The sequence below is a fragment of the Streptomyces sp. Ru71 genome, assembly GCF_002920535.1.
Classification (GTDB): Bacteria; Actinomycetota; Actinomycetes; order Streptomycetales; family Streptomycetaceae; genus Streptomyces.
Genome location: NZ_PQSS01000033.1, coordinates 1 through 18,665, shown reverse-complemented (window position 1 = coordinate 18,665; position 18,665 = coordinate 1). Strand labels below are relative to the sequence as shown.

The following is an 18,665-nucleotide window of genomic DNA, read 5'->3' as shown; positions in this document are numbered from 1 at the left end:
GGCCGAGGAGGCCGTCATGAAGCACTACCTGCTCAGCGTGATGCAGCCGGTCGGCGAGCCGCCCGCCCCCGAGGTGCTCGCCGGGATCGGCAGGAACCTGGAGGTCTTCCACCGGGAACTGCGCCAGGCCGGGGCCTGGGTGTTCGCCGGGGGGCTGCACGGACCGGAGTCCTCCACCGTGCTGCGCCCCGAGGGCGGCGAGGTGCTGATCACCGACGGGCCGTACGCGGAGGGCAAGGAGCACCTCGGCGGCATCTGCCTGATCAAGGCGCCCGACCTGGACGCGGCCCTGGAATGGGGCCGCAAGGCCGCCCTCGCCACCACCCTGCCGATCGAGGTACGGCCCTTCATGGGCGAAGCGGACTGATGACAGCGGACGTCGAGTCGGTCTTCCGCGCGGAGTACGGCCGTGCGGTCGCCGTCCTGGTGCGCTTCCTCGGCGACATCGACCTCGCCGAGGAAGCGGTGCAGGACGCCTTCACGGTGGCCGTGCGGACCTGGCCGGACAAGGGCGTCCCGCCGAGCCCCGCCGGGTGGATCATCACCACCGCCCGCAACCGTGCCATCGACCGGCTGCGCCGCGAGGCCGGCCGCGACGCCCGGCACGCCGAGGCGGCCCGGCTGTACGCCGCCGATCCGCCCGCCGAGGAGGGACCCGTGCGCGACGACCGGCTCCGCCTGATCTTCACCTGCTGCCACCCCGCGCTGGCCGTCCCGGCTCAGGTCGCCCTCACCCTGCGGCTGCTCGGCGGGCTCGGCACCGCGCAGATCGCCCGCGCCTTCCTCGTCCCCGAACCGACCATGGCCCAGCGCCTGGTGCGTGCCAAGGCGAAGATCCGCAACGCCGGCATCCCCTACCGCGTCCCCCGGGACGCCGATCTGCCGGACCGGCTGCGCGGAGTGCTGGCCGTCGTCTACCTGATCTACAACGAGGGATACGACGGTGATCCGGGCCTGTGCGCCGAGGCCGTGCGCCTGGCCCGGCTGCTGGCCGAACTGATGCCCGACGAACCCGAGGTCACCGGCCTGCTCGCGCTGCTGCTGCTCACCGAGTCCCGCCGCCCGGCCCGCACCGACGCCGACGGCGCCCTCGTCCCGCTGCCCGAGCAGGACCGCTCCCGCTGGGACCGGACGCTGATCGCCGAGGGACAGGACCTGGTCCGCCGCTGCCTGCGCCGCGGCCGGCCCGGCCCGTACCAGATCCAGGCCGCGATCAACGCCGTCCACAGTGACGCGCCGAGCGCCGAGGCCACCGACTGGGGCCAGATCCGGCAGCTGTACGACCAGCTCATGGCCCTCGCGCCGAGCCCCGTCGTCGCCCTCAACCGCGCGGTCGCCGTGGCCGAGACCGAGGGCGCCGAGCCGGCCCTCGCCCTCGTCGACGCCCTGGACCTGGACGGCTACCACGTCTTCCACGCGGTACACGCCGACCTGCTGCGCCGGCTGGGGCGCACGGCCGAGGCCCTGGACGCCTACGACCGGGCGCTGGCACTGGCCCCCGGACCGGCCGAGCGCCGGTATCTGGAGCGGCGCCGGCGGGAGCTGGTCACGTGAGCCCGCGGCGCCGGTGTGGGCCGGCGACGTGAGTTCGGAGCGGCGATGCGGGACGGGCACGTGAGGCCGATCACTGTGCCGGCCTCTGGGAATTCATTTCGGTACCTGAAAGGTTGGCAACTGCACCTACCGAGGAGGCATCGTGAACCAGACCCCCGAGCAGATCACCGGCACCGTCGCCCGGCTGCGCGCCACGTTCCGCACCGGCCGCACCAAGCCCGTCGCATGGCGCACCGCCCAGCTGCGCGCCCTGCGCGCGATGCTCACCGACCAGGGCGCCGAGCTGGCCGCCGCCCTCCACACCGACCTCGGCAAGAGCGAGGCGGAGGCCTACCGCACGGAGATCGACTTCACGATCCGGGAGATCGACCACACCCTCGACCACCTCGACACCTGGCTGCGCCCGGAGCCCGCCCCCGTCCCGCCCCACCTCGGCACCGACGCCACCGCCTGGACGCAGTACGACCCGCTCGGCGTCGTCCTCGTCATCGCGCCCTGGAACTACCCCGCCCAGCTCCTGCTCGCCCCGCTGGTGGGCGCCCTCGCCGCCGGCAACGCCGTGATCGTCAAGCCCAGCGAGCTGGCACCGGCCACCTCCGCCGCACTGGCCCGGCTGCTGCCCGCCCACCTCGACACCGACGCCGTCGCCGTCGTCGAGGGCGGCGTCGCGGAGACCACGGCCCTGCTCGCCGAGCGGTTCGACCACATCTTCTACACCGGCAACGGCGCCGTCGGCCGTATCGTCATGCGGGCCGCCGCCGAGCACCTCACCCCGGTCACCCTCGAACTGGGCGGCAAGTCCCCGGCATTCGTCGACGCGGGCGTCGACCTCGACGTCGTCGCCGACCGGCTGGTACGCGGCAAGTTCCTCAACGCCGGCCAGACCTGCGTCGCCCCCGACTACGTGCTGACCGACCCGGCCACGGCCGCCGCCCTCGAACCGGCGCTCGCCGCCGCCGTCGAGAAGGCCTACGGCGCCGACCCGCGCAGCGCCCCGCACTACAGCCGCATCGTCAACGAGCGCCACTTCGACCGGCTCTCCGCCCTGCTCGACTCCGGCCGCGTGGTCACCGGCGGCGCCGGCGACCGGGCCGAGAAGTACATCGCGCCGACCGTCCTGGCCGACGTCGACCCCGAGGCGCCGGTGATGCAGGAGGAGATCTTCGGACCGATCCTGCCGATCGTCACCGTCGCGGGCCTGGACGAGGCCGTCGACTTCATCAACGACCGGGACAAGCCGCTCGCCCTGTACGTCTTCTCCGACTCCGACGACACCCGCCGGCGCATCGCCGCCGAGACCTCCTCCGGCGGACTGGGCCACGGCCTGCCGCTCGCCCATCTCACCGTCTCCGACCTGCCGTTCGGCGGCGTCGGCGAGAGCGGCATGGGCAGCTACCACGGCCGCTACTCGCTGGAGACCTTCAGCCACCGCAAGGCCGTCCTGAGCAAGCCGCTCTGACGCCTGCCGCACGGATAGGATCCGCCGATGACCACGGAAACGATCACCGCAGACCACGCGGGCACCTGGACACTCGGCGATCTCACCGTCAGCCGCGTCGGCTTCGGCGCGATGCGGCTGACGGGCAGCGCCGCCTTCCACCACGGCACCCCGAGCGACCGGAACCGGTCCATAGCCGTCCTGCGCAAGGCGATCGAGCTCGGCGTCGACCACATCGACACGGCCGCCTTCTACTTCTCCTCGCTGCGCTCCGCCAACGAGATCATCAACAGCGCGCTGTCGCCGTATCGCGAGAACCTGGTGATCGCCACCAAGGTCGGCCCGTTCCGCACCTACACGGGGGAGTGGGGAACCTCCGCCCGCCCCGACGAACTGCGCGGTCACGTCGAGGAGAACCTGCGCCAGCTCGGCCGCGACCACCTCGACCTCGTCTATCTGCGCCGCATGCGGCAGGAGTCGATCAGCGAGCACTTCGGCGCCCTGGCCGAGCTGCGCGAAGCCGGCCTGGTCCGCCACCTGGGCATCTCCAACGTCTCGCCCCGCCATCTCGCCGAGGCGCAGGCCATCGCGCCGGTCGTGTCCGTGCAGAACCGCTACGGACTCGACCACCGCACCCCCGAGAGCGAGGAACTGCTGCGCCTGTGCGGCGAGGCGGGCATCGCCTTCGTGCCGTTCTACGCCGTCGCCGGTGAGGCCGGCGAGCAGGGCGCCACGTCCGCGCACGACGCCGAGGTGCTCGCCGTCGCCCGCGCCCACGGCGCGAGCCCGGCACAGGTCCGCCTCGCCTGGACGCTGCACCAGGGCCCGCACGTGCTCGCCATCCCCGGCACCGGCAACCCCGACCACCTGGCCGAGAACGTGGCGGCGGGCGCCCTGCGCCTGACGGACGACGAGCTGTCCCGGCTCGACGGCCTGTACCGGGCCGACTCCTAGCCGGCGTACCCAGTCACCGGGTAGTGGTCGGAGAGGTTGGTGTAGGTGTAGTCGGTGCCCCAGCTGGACACCGTCCAGGGCGCCGACTGCTCCTTGACCACCTCGTTCCGCCACACCGCCGGGCGGGCGTGACCCGCGCGGAAGAGCACGTGGTCCAGGTCCTCGCGCGGGTCACTGGGGTAGCGGTAGCGGGCGATCGAGTTCTCCTGCGTGTCGAAGGAGTACGGGTGCCCGGTGCGGGCGTCGGCCCCGACCAGCCCCGCGTCGGTGAGCATCGAGCCGTACTCGGCGCTGCGCGAGTCGACGTTCATGTCGCCGGCGATCAGTACCTCCTCGTTCGCCGGGATGTTCTTCGCGTCGAGGAAGGCGTCGATCGCCTTGAACTGCCGGCTGCGCATCGCCGCGGCCTCACCCGCGTCGCAGCCCGGGTCGGTCGACTGCGCGTGCGTGCCGACGACATGCACCTTGGTGCCGTTGACGTTCAACACGACGTACGCGAAGCCCTTGTTGGACCACCAGTCCGCCCCGCAGGCGTCCTGGTAGACGTACTGCTCCTTGCGCAGGACGGGCCACTTGCTCAGCACGGTCACGCCGCCGTCCTCCGGCGTCGTCGCCGAGTACGCGCCGCCGGTCGCGTCCCAGCCGTCCTTGCTCCGCCCGACCACCGGTGTCTGGTACGGGTACTCGCTCGCGGCGGCGCTCTTCAGCGCGTCGGAGGCGGAGTTGTCGAAGGCCTCCTGCAGCACCACGACGTCGTTGCCGTGGAAGAAGGGCGCCTTCGGGATCTCGGCGGCCCGGTGGTCCTGGCCCCAGTTCGGGTACAGGTTCTTGCTCATCAGGAAGGTGTTGTACGTCAGCACCCTGAGCGCCGGGGCGGGATCGGCCGCGGCCGCGGGCGCCGCGCCGGCCAGTGCGGCGGCGGGCAGGGCGAGGGCGAGCACGACGGCGCCAAGGGTGCGGCGCGGTGCGGGAAGCGTCACTGGATCTCCCTGTGGGTGAAGGGGCGTGAGGCAGCGGCGCCGGACATCAAACCACCGGGAATTACCACTGGGTAACCCTCAGGAGGGCACCGTGTGACGCGGGGGCGGCTAGATCACCCACACCCCGTCGCGCATCACCTGCCGCTCCCGCAGTTCGTGTGTGCCCCGCCACGCCTGGACCGCGACCGGCCGCACCCGGAAGAAGGCGTACGACGCGCTGTCGCGCCGGGGATCCCAGCCCGTCCGCCGTATGAACGCCTCGGCCGCCGCGGCCGGCACCTCGGCGGCGCCGTAGGGCTCCACCTCCCCGTCAATGAGCACCACGTCCTGCGTGTCCCCGAGCGCCAGCCGGGTGCGCCGGCCGTCCCGCAGATTGCGGCCGGTCGGGTTGGTGAGCCGGGTCGACAGCCACAGCGAGTCGTCGTGCCAGACGAACCACAGGGCCACCAGGCACGGCAGGCCCGCGGAGTCCGCCGTCGCCACCCACACGTCCCGCTCACGGCCCAGGCGTGCCAGGACATCCCGCTTGCGCTGCCCGGCGTCGCGGGGCTCCTTGGTGATCTTCATGACGGGGACGGTAGCCGTCGGCTTCGGCCGGCACCTGGGGCTGTGGTCGGGGGCGGACCGGGCCTCTCGTCCTAGGTCCGCCCCGACGCGGCTGGCGCCCGCGACGTTTTACGTATAACCTCTCCCGCTAATCGCCCGCACGGAAGGTTCCGATGAGACGCATCGCCCTGGTCACCCTCGTCGTCGACGACTACGACGAGGCGATCCGCTTCTACACCGAGGCCCTCGGCTTCCGGCTCGCCGAGGACGCCCCGCGCCCCGACGGCTCGCGCTGGGTCGTCGTGGAGCCCGGTGCCGGCACCTCGGGGACCGGCCTGCTGCTGGCCCGGGCCAAGGGTGAGACCCAGGCGGCCCGCGTCGGCGACCAGACCGGTGGGCGTGTCGGCTTCTTCCTGCACACCGACGACTTCGCCCGCGACCACGCCCGTATGACGGCGGCCGGCGTGACCTTCCTGGAGGAGCCGCGGCATGAGCCGTACGGCACCGTCGCGGTCTTCCAGGACCTGTACGGCAACCGCTGGGACCTGCTGCAGCCCGCCGGCTGAGTCCGGCCCCGCCCTTTTGGAACCTCCCCGCTCAAGGAAAGACCCGCCATGAACGCTACGCGCGTAGACAGCGATGTGATCCGCCGCCTCCCCAAGGCCGTCCTGCACGACCACCTCGACGGCGGCCTGCGCCCCGCCACCGTCGTGGAGCTGGCCGCCGAGGTCGGCCACACGCTGCCCACCACCGACCCCGACGAGCTGGCCGCCTGGTACTACGAGGCCGCCAACTCCGGTGACCTGGTCCGTTACATCGCCACCTTCGAGCACACCCTCGCCGTGATGCAGACCCGTGAGGGCCTGCTGCGCACCGCCGAGGAGTACGTCCTCGACCTCGCCGCCGACGGCGTCGTCTACGCCGAGGTCCGCTACGCCCCCGAGCTGAACACCCGGGGCGGGCTGGCCATGAGCGAGGTCGTGGAGACGGTCCAGGAGGGCCTCGCCGCCGGTATGGCCAAGGCGGCCGCCGCCGGAACGCCGGTCCGCGTCGGCACCCTGCTGTGCGGCATGCGCATGTTCGACCGGGTCCGCGAGGCCGCCGACCTGGCCGTCGCCTACCGCGACGCCGGTGTCGTCGGCTTCGACATCGCCGGCGCCGAGGACGGCTTCCCGCCCGCCGACCACCTCGCCGCCTTCGAGCACCTGCGCCGCGAGAGCGTGCCGTTCACCATCCACGCCGGTGAGGCGCACGGCCTGCCCAGCATCCACCAGGCCCTGCAGGTGTGCGGCGCGCAGCGCATCGGGCACGGTGTGCGGCTCACCGAGGACATCGTCGACGGCAAGCTGGGCCGCCTCGCCTCCTGGGTCCGCGACCGGCGGATCGCGCTGGAGATGTGCCCGACCTCCAACCTGCAGACGGGCTGCGCCGCCTCCATAGCCGAGCACCCGATCACCGCCCTGAAGGACCTCGGCTTCCGCGTCACGCTCAACACCGACAACCGCCTGGTGTCCGGGACGACGATGACCCGCGAGATGTCCCTGCTGGTGGAACAGGCCGGCTGGACCGTCGAGGACCTGCGCACCGTCACGGTCAACGCCGTCAAGAGCGCGTTCATCCCGTTCGACGAGCGCAAGGCCCTCATCGAGGACGTGATCCTGCCGGGCTACGCGCTCTGAAGCAGCCCCCGGACGTAGGCGGCCTGTCCGACGTGCTGGAGATCGTCGGACAGGACGCTGACCAGGCGCACGCCGAGGGTGACCGGCGGGTCCCAGCGCTCGTCCACGACGCGTTCCAGGTCCTTGGCGGCCAGCGAGCGCAGGGCCGTGAGCGTCTGCTCGTGCACGGCGTCGTAGTAGCCGGTGAGCAGCTCGGGGCTCTCGACCCGGACCTTGGCGACCTTCGCGGAGGTGTGCCCGTACCCGGTGTCCCGGCGGGGCAGGTCGAGGCCGAACCGTTTCTCCCAGTCCTGGGCCAGCCACACCTGGTCCAGGTCGAAGGCGTCGGCGATGTGGTCGTCCTGGACCCGGGTGAGATGCCAGATCAGCCAGGCGACGGAGTTGGCGTCGGCGGAGGGGCGGGCGGTGAGGTCCTGCGGACCCAGCCCCTCGACGGCGGCATGGACTTCTTCCTGGATGCGGCCGTAGCCGTCGATGAGGATGTCCTTCGCATGCATGGGTCCACCATCGCGCAGTCCGCGCGCGGCCGCTCCCCGTTCCCGGAGGTTCCCGGGCGCCTCGGCGGCGCCCGCGCTCACGCCCGGCGGATCTCGCCCAGCGCGACCAGCGCCCGCGCTCACGCTCCCCGGATCTCGCCCAGCGCGACCAGCGCCCGCGCTCACGCTCCCCGGATCTCGCCCAGCGCGACCAGCGCCCGCGCTCACGCCCCCCGGATCTCGCCCAGCGCCATCAGCGCCCGTGCCGCCGGGCTGGTGGACTGGGCGGGCGGCAGCAGGGCCACCGTCTCGTAGGCCGGGCGGTCCGCGCCCTTGACCGGCAGCGCGGTCAGCGACGGCCGTTTGTGGCGGAAGTGGCGCGGTACGACGGCGATGCCGAGGTTCTCGTCGACCAGGTCCAGCAGGCTGTGCACGTCGTTCACCTCCAGCGCGACCGTGCGCCGTACGCCCGCGGCGGCGAACGCGGCGTCGGTGGCGCGGCGCGGCCCCCAGTCGGGGTGGAAGTCGACGAAGACCTCGCCGTCCAGGTCGTCGAGCGTGACCGGGGCGCCGGCCTCGGCCAGCCGGTGCGTGGGATGGCACAGCACCGTCGTCGGCTCGCCGGCCAGCGCGACCGAGCGCAGCTGGTCGGTGTCGGCCTGGGTGCGGTAGGCGAAGGCGCAGTCCAGCCGCCCGGCCGCGACCTCCTCGGCCAGCGCGCCCGAGCCGGTCTGCCGCAGCCGGATCTCGACGTCCGGATGCCGCCGCCGGAAGGCCGCCAGCAGCCCGGCCACGTTCACCCCGGCGATGCACTGCTCGGTGCCCAGCGACAGCGTGCCGCGCAGCACGCCCTGCACCGCGGCGACCGCCTCGTGCGCGGCCCGCACGCCGGCCAGGATGCGCTCCGCCTCCCGCAGCAGCGCCCGCCCGGCCTCGGTCAGGGTGACCCGGCGGGTGGTGCGCACGAACAGCGGGGTCTGCAACTCCCGCTCCAGGGCGCGGATCGAGGCCGAGAGCCCGGACTGGGACACCAGCAGGCGTTCGGCCGCCCGGGTGAAGTGCTGGTCCTCGGCGACCGCCACGAAGTGCTGGAGATGGCGCAGTTCCATGATTGAGCAGCGTAGCCGCTGAATCCCATCGGATTCTTCTGTTGGACCACTGCCCCCAGGTCAGGCCAGAGTGGGTAGCGGTTTCCACGAACCGGATCCGTGCCTCACCCCTCATGGAGTCGCGTTGTACACCGCACACCCCGACCGCTACGCGGACATGCCCTACCGGCGCACCGGACGCAGCGGCCTGAAACTCCCGGCGCTGTCGCTCGGACTGTGGCACAACTTCGGCCCGGACCGCCCGGTCGAGACCCAGCGGGCCATCCTGCGCACCGCCTTCGACCTGGGCGTCACCCACTTCGACCTGGCCAACAACTACGGACCGCCGCCCGGCGCCGCCGAGCTGGCCCTGGGTGAGGCGCTGAGGGACGACTTCGCGGCCTACCGGGACGAGCTGGTGATCTCCACCAAGGCCGGCTATCTGATGTGGCCGGGCCCGTACGGCGAGTGGGGCTCGCGCAAGTACCTGCTGTCCTCGCTGGACCAGAGCCTGAAGCGGATGGGCCTGGAGTACGTCGACATCTTCTACTCGCACCGGCCCGATCCGGAGACTCCGCTGGAGGAGACGATGGGCGCGCTGCACTCGGCCGTCCAGCAGGGCAAGGCCCTGTACGTCGGCGTCTCCAACTACTCGGCGGAGCAGACCCGCGAGGCGGCCCGGATCCTGGCCGACCTCGGCACGCCGCTGCTGATCCACCAGCCGCGCTACTCGATGCTGGACCGCCGCCCCGAGGAGGGCGGTCTGCTGGACGCCCTCGACGAGCTCCAGGTCGGCTCCATCGCCTACTCGCCGCTGGAGCAGGGCCTGCTCACCGCCCGTTACCTGGACGGCATCCCGGAGGACTCCCGGGCGGCGAGCGACAGCCCCTTCCTGCAGCGCGACGCGGTCACCGCGGACCTGGTGGCGTCCCTGCGCGAGCTGGACGGCATCGCCAAGTCCCGTGGCCAGTCGCTGGCCCAGATGGCGCTGGCCTGGGTGCTGCGCGGCGGCCGGGTCACCTCGGCGCTGGTCGGCGCGAGCAGCCCGGAGCAGCTGCGCGACAGCGTGGCCGCGACCGGCAACCTCGACTTCGACGCCGAGGAACTGGCCCGGATCGACGCGGCGATCAAAGGCTGAGCCGATTTCCCGGGCGGTGCGCAGGCGGCTGAGGCGGCTGTTCAGCGCCCGAGCCGCTCGGTGAGCCGGACGGTCACCGTGTCGCCCGCCTCCTTGCCGATGGCCCGGCGGACCTCGGCCTTGACGGGGAGCTTGTGGGTGCCGTCCCCGAGCGCCATGAAGGAGCTCTCGAACGGGTGGCCGTCGACGGTCCCGCGGACCTTCACCAGTCCGCGGGTGCCGAAGAAGCCGACGGAATCGGGCCAGACCAGATAGGTCCAGCCGCCCTGGGCGGGGCTCTTGCGCAGGACGGCGGTGAACTCGGCGTCCAGTGCGGTGTGCGTCGTCATGATGTCCTCCGGCGGTCGGTGGCCTCGCGGTGCAGACCCCCGGCCGCCGGAGAACTCATCGCCGCCCCCGGCTCAGGCCCCGGCCGCCGGAGAACTCGTCGGCGCTCTTGCTCAGGCCCCGGCCGGCACCCGGTCCAGGAAGCCGAGCACCGCGCGGATGCGGCCCTCGGCGTCCAGCGTGATCACGTCGAAGCCGGCCACCGGCGCCGAACCGTCCGCCTCGCTCACCAGCTCCCAGGAGAAGCGGGCCGTGTCGTGGTGCCCGTCGACCGCGCCGGTGAGCCGGAAGGCGAACCCCGGGAACTGCTCGCGGGCCCCGGTGATGAGCGCGGCGATGCCGTCGTGGCCGCGGACGTCGGCGAGGGGGTCGGTGTAGGAGCCGTCGGCCGTCCAGGCGGCGGCGACCGCCTTGGCACGCGCCTCGGCGTCGGCGGCGTTCCAGGCCTCGAAGTAGCGGGCGACGGCGGAGTCGTAGCGGTCGGTGGTCACGGACATGGGGAATCACCCTCCACGAGGTCATACGTCCTGGTCGGAAGCCGGATCGGGGATCGGTGCGATCCGGTGACTCCACGGTGCCCGAGCGCGTCGGCGGGGTCGATTACCCGCGAGGTAAGGGCGCCCGTGACCGTCGGCGCCGGATTTCGGCCAAGGACGGCCGTGAATATGCCAGGAGAGTGGCCGGAAAGTCGTGGTGACAGTGATTCAGCCGTGAACATACTCGAACACGGGCGGTAGTGCACCGCCTACGAGCCGCACCGAAAGCGAGGCCCGGCGCGCGAGCGACCGACGGGGGAGTGGGACGGTGCACGACGAATTCCTGTGCCATGTCACGGCGTACGGCGTCTGCGACGGACGGCGTATCGGGGTACCGCTCGGCACCTACCGGGCGCCCACGCTGGCGCTCGCCCTGTGGTGGCTGCGCGACCGGGCCTCCTGGATCGCCGAGCGGCTGGACCCGAGCCCGCAGAGCGCGGCGTATCCGGCGAGCGCGCTGGTGCCGGTCGCCGACACCGTGCCGGACGTGCCCGCCGTGCTGCGTGCCTGGTGCGCGGACGTGGGGCGGCAGGAGCAGGTGGCCGACGCGCTGGCCGCCGGGCGGCTGGTGCGCATCGCCGCCAGCGACGACACCACCGAGTACGAACTGCTCGCCGAGTCGGTCGACGCGCTGCGCATGCAGCGGGCCGCCCCGGTGCTGGTGGCCCCGGTCGCCTGACCCGGCCGTCGCACCCGGGATTTCCCATTCGAACGGCGCATAACAGTGCCAATCGATAGAATCCTGGCATGGCGGAGCGCCCCGTCGCCTCGACCGCGCCCGAGCTCGTCCTGGAGACCGACTCGGGTACGACGGTGATGACCCCCGGCCGCGACTACCACGTCGGCAGGGACCCGCTGTGCGACATCGTCCTCGACGACGCCCGGGTCTCCTGGCACCACGCGGTGCTCCACCCGGACTCCGACCACTGGACGCTCCACGACGACCACAGCACCAACGGCACCTGGGCCGACGGGCGGCGCGTCCACCAGTGGGGCGTGGGCCCCGGCAGCGTCATCCGGTTCGGCAACCCCGCCGACGGCCCGTGCGTCGTGCTGGTCAGCCCGCCCGCCGCCGCTCCCGCGCCCGAGCGGCCCTCCGGTGTGTCGATGCCCGCCCTCACCGGCACCTTCGCCCGGCCCACCACCGTCCGGCCGCTGCCCACCCGCACCGTGCGCATCGGCCGCGCCGCCGACAACGACCTCGTCCTCGACGACCTGGTCGTCTCCCGCCGCCACGCCGAACTGCGCCATCTGCCGGACGGCAGCTACGAGATCGCCGACCTCGGCAGCCACAACGGCACGTTCCTCAACGGCCGCCCGATCGACGTCGCCACCATCGGCCAGGGCGACATCGTCGGCATCGGCCACTTCGCGTTCAGCCTGGTCGGCGACCAGCTGCAGGAGTACGTCGACACCGGCGAGGTCTCCCTCGACGTCCAGGACCTCATGGTCGCCGTCGACCGGGGCCGCAAGACGCTGCTGGACCACGTGTCCTTCCCGGTCGGGCAGAAGTGCCTGCTCGCCGTCGTCGGCCCGAGCGGCGCCGGCAAGTCCACCCTGCTGGGCGCCCTGACCGGACAGCGCCCCGCCGGCCACGGCACCGTCCTCTACGACGGCCGCGACCTCTACCGGGACTACGCCGAGCTGCGCCAGCGCATCGGACTCGTCCCGCAGGACGACATCCTGCACCCCCAGCTGACCGTCCGCGCCGCCCTGTCCTACGCCGCCGAACTGCGCTTCCCGCAGGACACCGCGAAGGCCGAGCGGCGGGCCCGCGTCGAGGAGGTCATCCGCGAACTGGGCCTGGAACAGCGCGCCGGCCAGCCCGTGCACAGCCTGTCCGGCGGCCAGCGCAAGCGGGTCAGCGTCGCGCTGGAGCTGCTGACCAAGCCGTCGCTGCTCTTCCTCGACGAGCCGACCTCCGGACTCGACCCCGGCATGGACCGCTCGGTGATGCACATGCTGCGCGGCCTCGCCGACGACGGCCGGACCGTCATCGTCGTCACCCACAGCGTGCTCAGCCTCGACGTGTGCGACCGGCTCCTCGTCCTCGCGCCCGGCGGCAAGGTCGCCTACTACGGACCGCCCGACGAGGCCCTGCCCTTCTTCGGCTACGAGCAGTGGCCGGAGGCCTTCGAGGCCTTCGAACGCGAACAGGACCGCGACTGGGCGGGGGAGTACCGCACCTCGCCCCAGCACCGCCGCTACGTCGTCGACGCCGGAGCCCAGCCGCGGGTCCCCCGCGAGGGCCCCGTCATCATGGAGCCGCCGTCCCCGCCGCGCAGCTGGGGCGCACAGCTCGGCACGCTGATCCGCCGCTACACGGCCGCGCTCAGCGCCGACCGCACCTTCCTCGCCATCATGATCGCGCTACCGTTCGTGATGGGCGCCATGGCCCGCGCCCTGGCCGGGAGCCACCTCACCCGGGACACCGCGATGAACGCGCTGCTCATCCTGTGCGTCGGCGGCGTCCTGACCGGCGCGGCCAACGCCGTGCGCGAACTGGTCAAGGAACGGGTGATCTACCAGCGGGAGAGAGCCGTCGGCCTGTCCAGATCGGCGTATCTGATGTCCAAGGTCGTCGTCCTCGGCACCGTCACGATCCTCCAGGCGGTCGTGCTGACCCTGGTCGCGCTGCTCGGCGTCGACCTGAACGCGCCCGGCGGCAAGGGCGTGCTGCTGCCGCCGCTGGTCGAGATCACCGTGGCCGTGGCGCTGCTGGCGTTCACCGCGATGATGCTCGGGCTGCTGGTGTCGGCGCTGGTACGCAAGGAAGAGGTCACCATGCCGCTGCTGGTGCTGCTCGCCATCGTGCAGGTGGTGTTCTGCGGCGCCCTGCTCAAGCTGCACGGCGTGCCCGGTCTGGAGCAGCTGTCCTGGCTGGTGCCCTCGCGGTGGGCGCTCGGCGCGATGGCCGGCACGGTGGGGCTCGCCCGGATCGTGCCCGGCACCCTCACCTCCGACCCGCTGTTCAGGCACTCGGCGGGCGTGTGGCTGCTCGACATCGCCATGCTGCTCGTGCTGTCGGCGCTCTACGGCTGGGCCGTGGCCCGCCTGCTGCGCCGGCACGAACCCGTCGTGATGCGCAAGTAGGCCCCCGAACCGTGATGCGGAAGCAGGCAACCCGAACCGTGATCGTGACGCCGAAGCAGGCACCCCGATGACCACGCCGGTACCGGGCTTCGCGCCCACCCATGTCGTGCCCCGGGGCGGCATGCCGGCCTGGGAGGCGCCCGACCCGGCCCGGCCGACCGTCGCCCTGGACGCACTGCTGCCGGTGCAGCTGACGGAGCGGCGCGGCGACTGGGCCCATGTGCTGTGCTCCAACGGCTGGTCCGCCTGGGTGGACGGCCGACTCCTCGTCGCCGTGCCCCAGGACCCGCCCCGGGCGGGCGCACCCGCCGCTGTCACGGCCGACCCGCGCCCGCTGCTCGCCGGCGTGGAGGCGGCCCTCACCCGCTACCGCGGCGCCGTCGAGGAGCTGAGCGCCGGCACGCTGGACGGCGAGACGTTCCGCCGGCGCACGCACGGCACCCGCATCGGCGTCGTCGTCGACGGCGAGGACGTCTGGCTGTTCGACGCCGCGCACGAGCGGTGGGTGTACGCGGACGGGACCCGGCTGAGCACCTACGCCGTCGACGCGGAACCCCGGGCGGACCGCCCGCCCGCCGACGCCGCCGATGACGCGCAACGGGCCGGCCCCTCGCCGGCGGCCCACGCCCCCACCCGGGTGGTGAGACGCGATGAGCCGTGACACCAGCCTGTTCTCGGGCCGCCCCGCCGAGCTGATCGGCCGCCAGATCGCGGGCTACCGCATCGAGCAGGAGATCGGCCGCGGCGGCATGGCCGTCGTCTACCGCGCCCACGACCTGCGGCTGGACCGCACCGTCGCGCTGAAGCTGCTCGCGCCGGAACTCGCCCGCAACGACACCTTCCGGGGGCGCTTCACCCACGAGTCGCGGGTGGCCGCCGCGATCGACCACCCGCACATCGTGCCGATCTTCGAGGCCGGCGAGACCGACGGCGTGCTGTACATCGCCATGCGCTTCGTCGCCGGCAGCGACCTGCGCCACCTCCTCGACCGGCAGGGCCCGCTGCCGGTCGACACCGCCGTGCGCATCGCCGCCCAGGTCGCCTCCGCGCTCGACGCCGCCCACGAGCACGGTCTGGTCCACCGGGACGTCAAACCCGGCAACATCCTCGTCGCCCGCGGCACCGACAGCGAACACCCCGAACACGCGTACCTCACCGACTTCGGGCTGACCAAGAAGTCGCTGTCCCTGACCGGATTCACCACCGTCGGCCAGTTCGTCGGCACCCTCGACTACGTGGCGCCGGAGCAGATCTCCGGCCGTCCGGTCGACGGCCGCTGCGACGTCTACGGCTTCGCCTGCGTCGTCCACGAGGCCCTCGCCGGCCGCCCGCCGTTCCGCCGCGACGACGACATGGCCCTGCTGTGGGCCCACCAGTACGACGACCCGGACCCGCTCACCGAGGCCCGCCCCGACCTGCCCGCCGCCCTCGACGCCGTCTTCGCCCGCGCCCTGGCCAAGAGCCCCGACGACCGCCACCCCACCTGCCTCGCCTTCGTCGCCGACCTGCGCGCGGCGGCCGCGGGCGGCACCGCCGGCGGTCACCCGCCGACCGAGGTGGACCTCAGCGTCGTACCGCACGAGCGCGGCGGCCCGAAGGAGCCCCCGCGATGGGCACGGCCCGTCTTCGAACCCCGGCCTTAGCGGGCCGGGCCCGCGTCACCGCGCCCGCGTCAGGGGCGCGGCCCGCGGCGCCGCACCCGGACGGCCGCCAGGGAGCCGAGGAAGCCGGCCACCAGGCCCCACAGCAGCGCCCAGCCCAGCGCCGACCACACGTCGGGGCGCAGGAACAGCTCGCCGGACAGGCCGCCGCCCAGGTCGCCGATGCCCAGCAGGGACAGGCCGTAGTGGGCGGAGATCCGGCAGACCAGGCAGATCATCAGCACGGTGAGGGCGAGCGCGATCGCCAGGTGCACCGCGTGCTGCCACAGCCGGATGCGGGCCGGGGAGCGCACCGCCATCACGAACGCCGCCCCGAGCAGCAGCACGGCGGCCACGACCACCAGCCACCACGCCTTGGCGTCGCGCTCGGCGAGTGTGTGCACATTCACCGTGGAGACGTCCGGGGTGCGCAGCACCTCGTCCAGCAGGCGCGGCATCGGCAGCCCGAACGGCCCGTCGACCCGGCCGTGCCAGGTCGCTCCCAGGCCCAGGGTGAACGCCAGCCAGACGACATTGGGCAGCCCCAGCAGGATCACCGCGAACGTCTCCGCCGCGTGCCCGCGAGTCGCCGCGACGACCAGCGCGATGACCAGGCCCACGACGACGCAGGCCAGCAGCAGCGCGACCATCGCGTACGCCGCCGGGCGCACCGAGTCGGCGAAGCGCAGGACGCGCGGCGGCAGCGGTGCCCCGCGCGCCACCAGCAGGGCCAGCGCCAGCACCCCGGCCAGCCACAGCAGACCGAACAGCACCGTCAGCGGCACGTCCGTGGTGAAGCCGACCTCGGGCTCGATGCCGAAGATCTCGCCCAGATCACTGAGCGTGTCGTTGCCGAGCGGGATGGCGAACGTGTGCCGGGCGGTGAAAGCCAGAGCGAGCAGCGCCGCCAGCCAGAGCAGGGCGATACGGCCGGCCCAGCCCGCCAGCTCGGCGCCGCCCGCCACCGCGCGGTGCCGCAGTGGCCGCAGGAAGCCGCCGGCCACGGCCAGCGCGCCGACCAGGGTCACCGACAGCGGCATCACCGTCACGCCGGCCCCGGTGTCGGCGAGCGAACCGGCGCTGCCGGTCACCTCCACCGAGCCGCCGACGGCCGTGACGAGGGTCGCCGCCACCACCCGCCAGAACCCGCCCTGCGGCAGGTCGGCCGCACCGGCCGCCCACAGCCCGAGGGCCGCCGTCACCACCATGGCGACGAGTCCGGACAACACCGTGGCCAGGGCCTGGATCCAGCCGTGCCGTGCGACTGCAGGGGCGGATGTGGTTCGCGGGCTCACATCGCCACGCTATGCAGCGCGGGCTGCGGGCGCGCGCCGGGAGAGCCGTCCGCGTCCGCTCGCGACACGACCGGATCCCGTACGACAATGAGGATGGTGTGGGTCGAAGCGGAGCAAAACAGAGGAAATGCCGCGAAGAACCCACCCGGGAAGAGGGGCCTGTGAGCGTCGAACCGCCCTCCTCGGGGCGCCCCAGCGGACCGCCCAACTCCTCCGGCCGGCCGACCGGGCCGCCCTCCGGCCCGCTCTCCGGGCCCGGCGGCCCCGCCCAGCCGCCGCCTTCCGGGCCGCCGTCCCAGCCCACCGGCGGCGCGTCCCAGGCACCCGAACCGCGCCGCCCCTGGTGGAAGTCCGCTCCCCGCATCGCCGTCATCGCCACGCTGATCGTCGCCGCCGTGGTCGTGGCGGTCGTCCTCGGCCGCTCCGGCGGCGGCGGCGGCGGTTCCGGCACCCACGGCGAGGTGTTCCTGCAGGCCGCCGGCAAGACCGGTCCCGACCCCTTCACCCCGTCCACCGCCACCGACAGCTCGGTGCCCCCCGTCTCCCCGGCCCCCGCCAGCGCCTCGGCCCCGGTGAACGCGGTCCGGGGCGTCGACGGCTCGGCACCCGGCCTGTACGGCGGCACCCGCGAACGCTCCGCCTGCGACGTCGAACGGCAGATCCGCTATCTGACGGCGGAACCGGAGAAGAACCGCGCCTTCGCCGCCGTCGCCGGCGTGCCCCCGGCCCAGGTCCCCGCGTATCTGCGCTCCCTGACGCCCGTACAGCTGCGCATGGACACCCGCGTCACCAACCACGGCTACCACGAGGGCGCCGCCACCAGCTACCAGGCCGTCCTGCAGGCCGGCACCGCCGTCCTCGTCGACGCCCACGGCTCACCGAGCGTGCGCTGCGCCTGCGGCAACCCGCTCACCCCGCCGGTCGCCCAGCAGGGCACCGTCGTCCGCACCGGCGACTCCTGGCCGGGATACAACCCCTCCAACGTCGTCGCCGTGGCCCCCAGCACACGGGTCATCACCGTCTTCGTCCTGTACGACCCCGACCACCACGCCTGGATCGCCCGGCACCGCGGGGACACCGGAGAACACGACCGCAAGACCCACCCGCCCGCGAAGCCGACCCCCTCGACGAGCGTGTCCACCTCCGTCGGCCCCACCACGCCGGTGCCCGTCACGTCCAGCACGTCGGCCCCGTCGTCCCCGTCGTCCCAGGGCTCCACGACGCCGACCTCCGAGGAGGCGCCCTCCTCCCCGCCACCGTCCTCGGAGCCGCTCGTCCCCGAGCCGGCCTCCTCCGCGCCCGCGTCCAGCGAGCAGCCGCCGTCGAGCTGACCCGCGTGTGACCGAAACCGCTCGATGCGCCGCCCCGCACGGGGAGTGCGCGGCGAGACTCGGGGTACGAGGACAGGTGCAGCAACGTGCGGCCAGTCCGGCTTCCTAGAGAGAAACGCATGACCGAGCACCTGGGCGGGGAAGTGATACCGACGGGCTTCGACGTACCCGTGGAACCCCTGAGGCGGGCGACCCACTACACCGGCGAGCCCGGAAGCATCGCCGACGCACGCGCCTTCACGGCGCAGTTCGTCGAGCAGCTGAGGACCGAGTGGTGCGCGCGGATCGGCGACCGAGCCGAGGACGCGCTGCTGCTCGTCGTCAGCGAACTGGTCACCAACGCCGAACGGCACAGCAACGGCCCGTACATCCTGGAGCTGGAGGGCACGGACGCCGCCATCACGGTGTCCGTCTACGACAGCAGCGTCGCCCTTCCGCTGCGGTTCCCGCGCGACCCCGAGCGGGTCGGCCGGCACGGGCTGGAAATCGTCCACGCGCTGGCCGCGCAGGTCACCGCGGAACGGGTCCCCGTCGGCAAGCGGGTCAGCGCCCTGATGCGCCTGCACCCGCAGTGAGCGGGCGGGGCGCCC

20 protein-coding genes are annotated in these 18,665 nt (G+C 73.2%); 13 read left to right on the top strand and 7 right to left on the bottom strand.

Annotated features, from left to right (window positions below; genetic code table 11):
* Positions 1–16 precede the first annotated feature (16 nt).
* The 4 genes from C3489_RS20235 (at position 17) to C3489_RS20220 (ending at position 3,946) form a co-directional block, all read left to right on the top strand.
* Positions 17–367, top strand: coding sequence for a YciI family protein (locus tag C3489_RS20235; RefSeq protein ID WP_103783313.1), 351 nt, complete (start codon positions 17–19; stop codon positions 365–367).
* Positions 367–1,554, top strand: a complete 1,188-nt coding sequence (locus C3489_RS20230; RefSeq protein ID WP_103783311.1) for an RNA polymerase sigma factor — start codon at positions 367–369, stop codon at positions 1,552–1,554. Before C3489_RS20235 ends, C3489_RS20230 begins: the two co-directional genes overlap by 1 nt.
* A gap of 142 nt (positions 1,555–1,696) precedes the next feature.
* Positions 1,697–3,013 carry an aldehyde dehydrogenase family protein gene (locus C3489_RS20225; RefSeq protein ID WP_103783309.1) on the top strand — a complete coding sequence of 439 codons (1,317 nt, stop codon included), beginning with the start codon at positions 1,697–1,699 and terminating at the stop codon, positions 3,011–3,013.
* A gap of 27 nt (positions 3,014–3,040) precedes the next feature.
* Entirely contained in the window at positions 3,041–3,946 is a 906-nt protein-coding gene (locus tag C3489_RS20220) for an aldo/keto reductase (RefSeq protein WP_103783307.1), read from the top strand.
* Here the strand turns inward: C3489_RS20220 and sph are convergent.
* On the bottom strand, positions 3,943–4,926 hold the full coding sequence (gene sph, locus C3489_RS20215) for a sphingomyelin phosphodiesterase (protein ID WP_103783305.1): 984 nt from the start codon (positions 4,924–4,926) through the stop codon (positions 3,943–3,945). The two genes, C3489_RS20220 and sph, sit on opposite strands and share 4 nt — an antisense overlap.
* Before the next feature lie 108 nt (positions 4,927–5,034).
* Positions 5,035–5,493: a pyridoxamine 5'-phosphate oxidase family protein gene (locus C3489_RS20210; protein ID WP_103783303.1), complete on the bottom strand. Its 459-nt coding sequence runs from the start codon at positions 5,491–5,493 to the stop codon at positions 5,035–5,037.
* Between the two features lie 152 nt (positions 5,494–5,645).
* Between C3489_RS20210 and C3489_RS20205 the strand changes: the two genes are divergently transcribed.
* A complete protein-coding gene (locus tag C3489_RS20205) occupies positions 5,646–6,038 on the top strand; it encodes a VOC family protein (RefSeq protein WP_103783301.1) in 393 nt (130 codons plus the stop codon).
* Positions 6,039–6,086: 48 nt separating this feature from the next.
* Positions 6,087–7,151, top strand: coding sequence for an adenosine deaminase (locus C3489_RS20200; protein WP_103783298.1), 1,065 nt, complete (start codon positions 6,087–6,089; stop codon positions 7,149–7,151).
* On the opposite strand, the gene C3489_RS20195 is transcribed toward C3489_RS20200, so the two are convergent.
* Together C3489_RS20195 and C3489_RS20190 are read right to left on the bottom strand one after the other, a co-directional pair.
* Entirely contained in the window at positions 7,139–7,648 is a 510-nt protein-coding gene (locus C3489_RS20195) for a DUF664 domain-containing protein (protein WP_103783296.1), read from the bottom strand. The genes C3489_RS20200 and C3489_RS20195 overlap by 13 nt on opposite strands.
* 203 nt (positions 7,649–7,851) lie before the next feature.
* Positions 7,852–8,736, bottom strand: a complete 885-nt coding sequence (locus tag C3489_RS20190; RefSeq protein ID WP_103783294.1) for a LysR family transcriptional regulator — start codon at positions 8,734–8,736, stop codon at positions 7,852–7,854.
* A 124-nt stretch (positions 8,737–8,860) separates the two neighbouring features.
* On the opposite strand from C3489_RS20190, the gene mgrA reads away from it, so the two are divergent.
* Positions 8,861–9,853, top strand: a complete 993-nt coding sequence (gene mgrA / locus C3489_RS20185; RefSeq protein ID WP_103783292.1) for an L-glyceraldehyde 3-phosphate reductase — start codon at positions 8,861–8,863, stop codon at positions 9,851–9,853.
* Between the two features lie 41 nt (positions 9,854–9,894).
* Here the strand turns inward: mgrA and C3489_RS20180 are convergent, their stop codons facing one another.
* A complete protein-coding gene (locus tag C3489_RS20180; protein ID WP_103783291.1) occupies positions 9,895–10,182 on the bottom strand; it encodes a DUF1905 domain-containing protein in 288 nt (95 codons plus the stop codon).
* Between the two features lie 111 nt (positions 10,183–10,293).
* Positions 10,294–10,677: a nuclear transport factor 2 family protein gene (locus C3489_RS20175; RefSeq protein ID WP_103783289.1), complete on the bottom strand. Its 384-nt coding sequence runs from the start codon at positions 10,675–10,677 to the stop codon at positions 10,294–10,296.
* Positions 10,678–10,984: 307 nt separating this feature from the next.
* Between C3489_RS20175 and C3489_RS20170 the strand changes: the two genes are divergently transcribed.
* The 4 genes from C3489_RS20170 to C3489_RS20155 all read left to right on the top strand — a co-directional run bounded on the left by C3489_RS20170 (position 10,985) and on the right by C3489_RS20155 (position 15,452).
* Complete coding sequence (locus C3489_RS20170; RefSeq protein ID WP_103783288.1) at positions 10,985–11,395, top strand: hypothetical protein; 411 nt, start codon at positions 10,985–10,987, stop codon at positions 11,393–11,395.
* Positions 11,396–11,463: 68 nt separating this feature from the next.
* A complete protein-coding gene (locus C3489_RS20165; protein ID WP_103783287.1) occupies positions 11,464–13,809 on the top strand; it encodes an FHA domain-containing protein in 2,346 nt (781 codons plus the stop codon).
* 67 nt (positions 13,810–13,876) lie between these two features.
* On the top strand, positions 13,877–14,470 hold the full coding sequence (locus C3489_RS20160; protein WP_103783286.1) for a hypothetical protein: 594 nt from the start codon (positions 13,877–13,879) through the stop codon (positions 14,468–14,470).
* Positions 14,460–15,452 carry a serine/threonine-protein kinase gene (locus tag C3489_RS20155; RefSeq protein ID WP_103783285.1) on the top strand — a complete coding sequence of 331 codons (993 nt, stop codon included), beginning with the start codon at positions 14,460–14,462 and terminating at the stop codon, positions 15,450–15,452. Before C3489_RS20160 ends, C3489_RS20155 begins: the two co-directional genes overlap by 11 nt.
* Positions 15,453–15,481: 29 nt before the next feature.
* On the opposite strand, the gene C3489_RS20150 is transcribed toward C3489_RS20155, so the two are convergent.
* Positions 15,482–16,744 (bottom strand): streptophobe family protein, encoded by a 1,263-nt coding sequence (locus tag C3489_RS20150; protein ID WP_103783284.1) that lies wholly within the window; start codon positions 16,742–16,744, stop codon positions 15,482–15,484.
* Positions 16,745–16,905: 161 nt separating this feature from the next.
* Here C3489_RS20150 and C3489_RS20145 point away from each other — a divergent pair, with 161 nt between their 5' ends.
* Positions 16,906–18,075: a DUF6777 domain-containing protein gene (locus C3489_RS20145; protein ID WP_103783283.1), complete on the top strand. Its 1,170-nt coding sequence runs from the start codon at positions 16,906–16,908 to the stop codon at positions 18,073–18,075.
* Positions 18,076–18,194: 119 nt separating this feature from the next.
* Complete coding sequence (locus C3489_RS20140; protein WP_103783282.1) at positions 18,195–18,650, top strand: ATP-binding protein; 456 nt, start codon at positions 18,195–18,197, stop codon at positions 18,648–18,650.
* Positions 18,651–18,665: the final 15 nt, after the last annotated feature.

Excerpts from the sequence above, each read along its gene's own strand:
- C3489_RS20235 (WP_103783313.1), top strand. The coding sequence starts at position 17 with ATGAAGCACTACCTGCTCAGCGTGATGCAGCCGGTCGGCGAGCCGCCC.
- C3489_RS20230 (WP_103783311.1), top strand. The coding sequence starts at position 367 with ATGACAGCGGACGTCGAGTCGGTCTTCCGCGCGGAGTACGGCCGTGCG.
- C3489_RS20220 (WP_103783307.1), top strand. The coding sequence starts at position 3,041 with ATGACCACGGAAACGATCACCGCAGACCACGCGGGCACCTGGACACTC.
- C3489_RS20210 (WP_103783303.1), bottom strand. The coding sequence starts at position 5,493 with ATGAAGATCACCAAGGAGCCCCGCGACGCCGGGCAGCGCAAGCGGGAT.
- C3489_RS20205 (WP_103783301.1), top strand. The coding sequence starts at position 5,646 with ATGAGACGCATCGCCCTGGTCACCCTCGTCGTCGACGACTACGACGAG.
- C3489_RS20200 (WP_103783298.1), top strand. The coding sequence starts at position 6,087 with ATGAACGCTACGCGCGTAGACAGCGATGTGATCCGCCGCCTCCCCAAG.
- C3489_RS20195 (WP_103783296.1), bottom strand. The coding sequence starts at position 7,648 with ATGCATGCGAAGGACATCCTCATCGACGGCTACGGCCGCATCCAGGAA.
- C3489_RS20190 (WP_103783294.1), bottom strand. The coding sequence starts at position 8,736 with ATGGAACTGCGCCATCTCCAGCACTTCGTGGCGGTCGCCGAGGACCAG.
- C3489_RS20180 (WP_103783291.1), bottom strand. The coding sequence starts at position 10,182 with ATGACGACGCACACCGCACTGGACGCCGAGTTCACCGCCGTCCTGCGC.
- C3489_RS20175 (WP_103783289.1), bottom strand. The coding sequence starts at position 10,677 with ATGTCCGTGACCACCGACCGCTACGACTCCGCCGTCGCCCGCTACTTC.
- C3489_RS20165 (WP_103783287.1), top strand. The coding sequence starts at position 11,464 with ATGGCGGAGCGCCCCGTCGCCTCGACCGCGCCCGAGCTCGTCCTGGAG.
- C3489_RS20160 (WP_103783286.1), top strand. The coding sequence starts at position 13,877 with ATGACCACGCCGGTACCGGGCTTCGCGCCCACCCATGTCGTGCCCCGG.
- C3489_RS20155 (WP_103783285.1), top strand. The coding sequence starts at position 14,460 with ATGAGCCGTGACACCAGCCTGTTCTCGGGCCGCCCCGCCGAGCTGATC.
- C3489_RS20140 (WP_103783282.1), top strand. The coding sequence starts at position 18,195 with ATGACCGAGCACCTGGGCGGGGAAGTGATACCGACGGGCTTCGACGTA.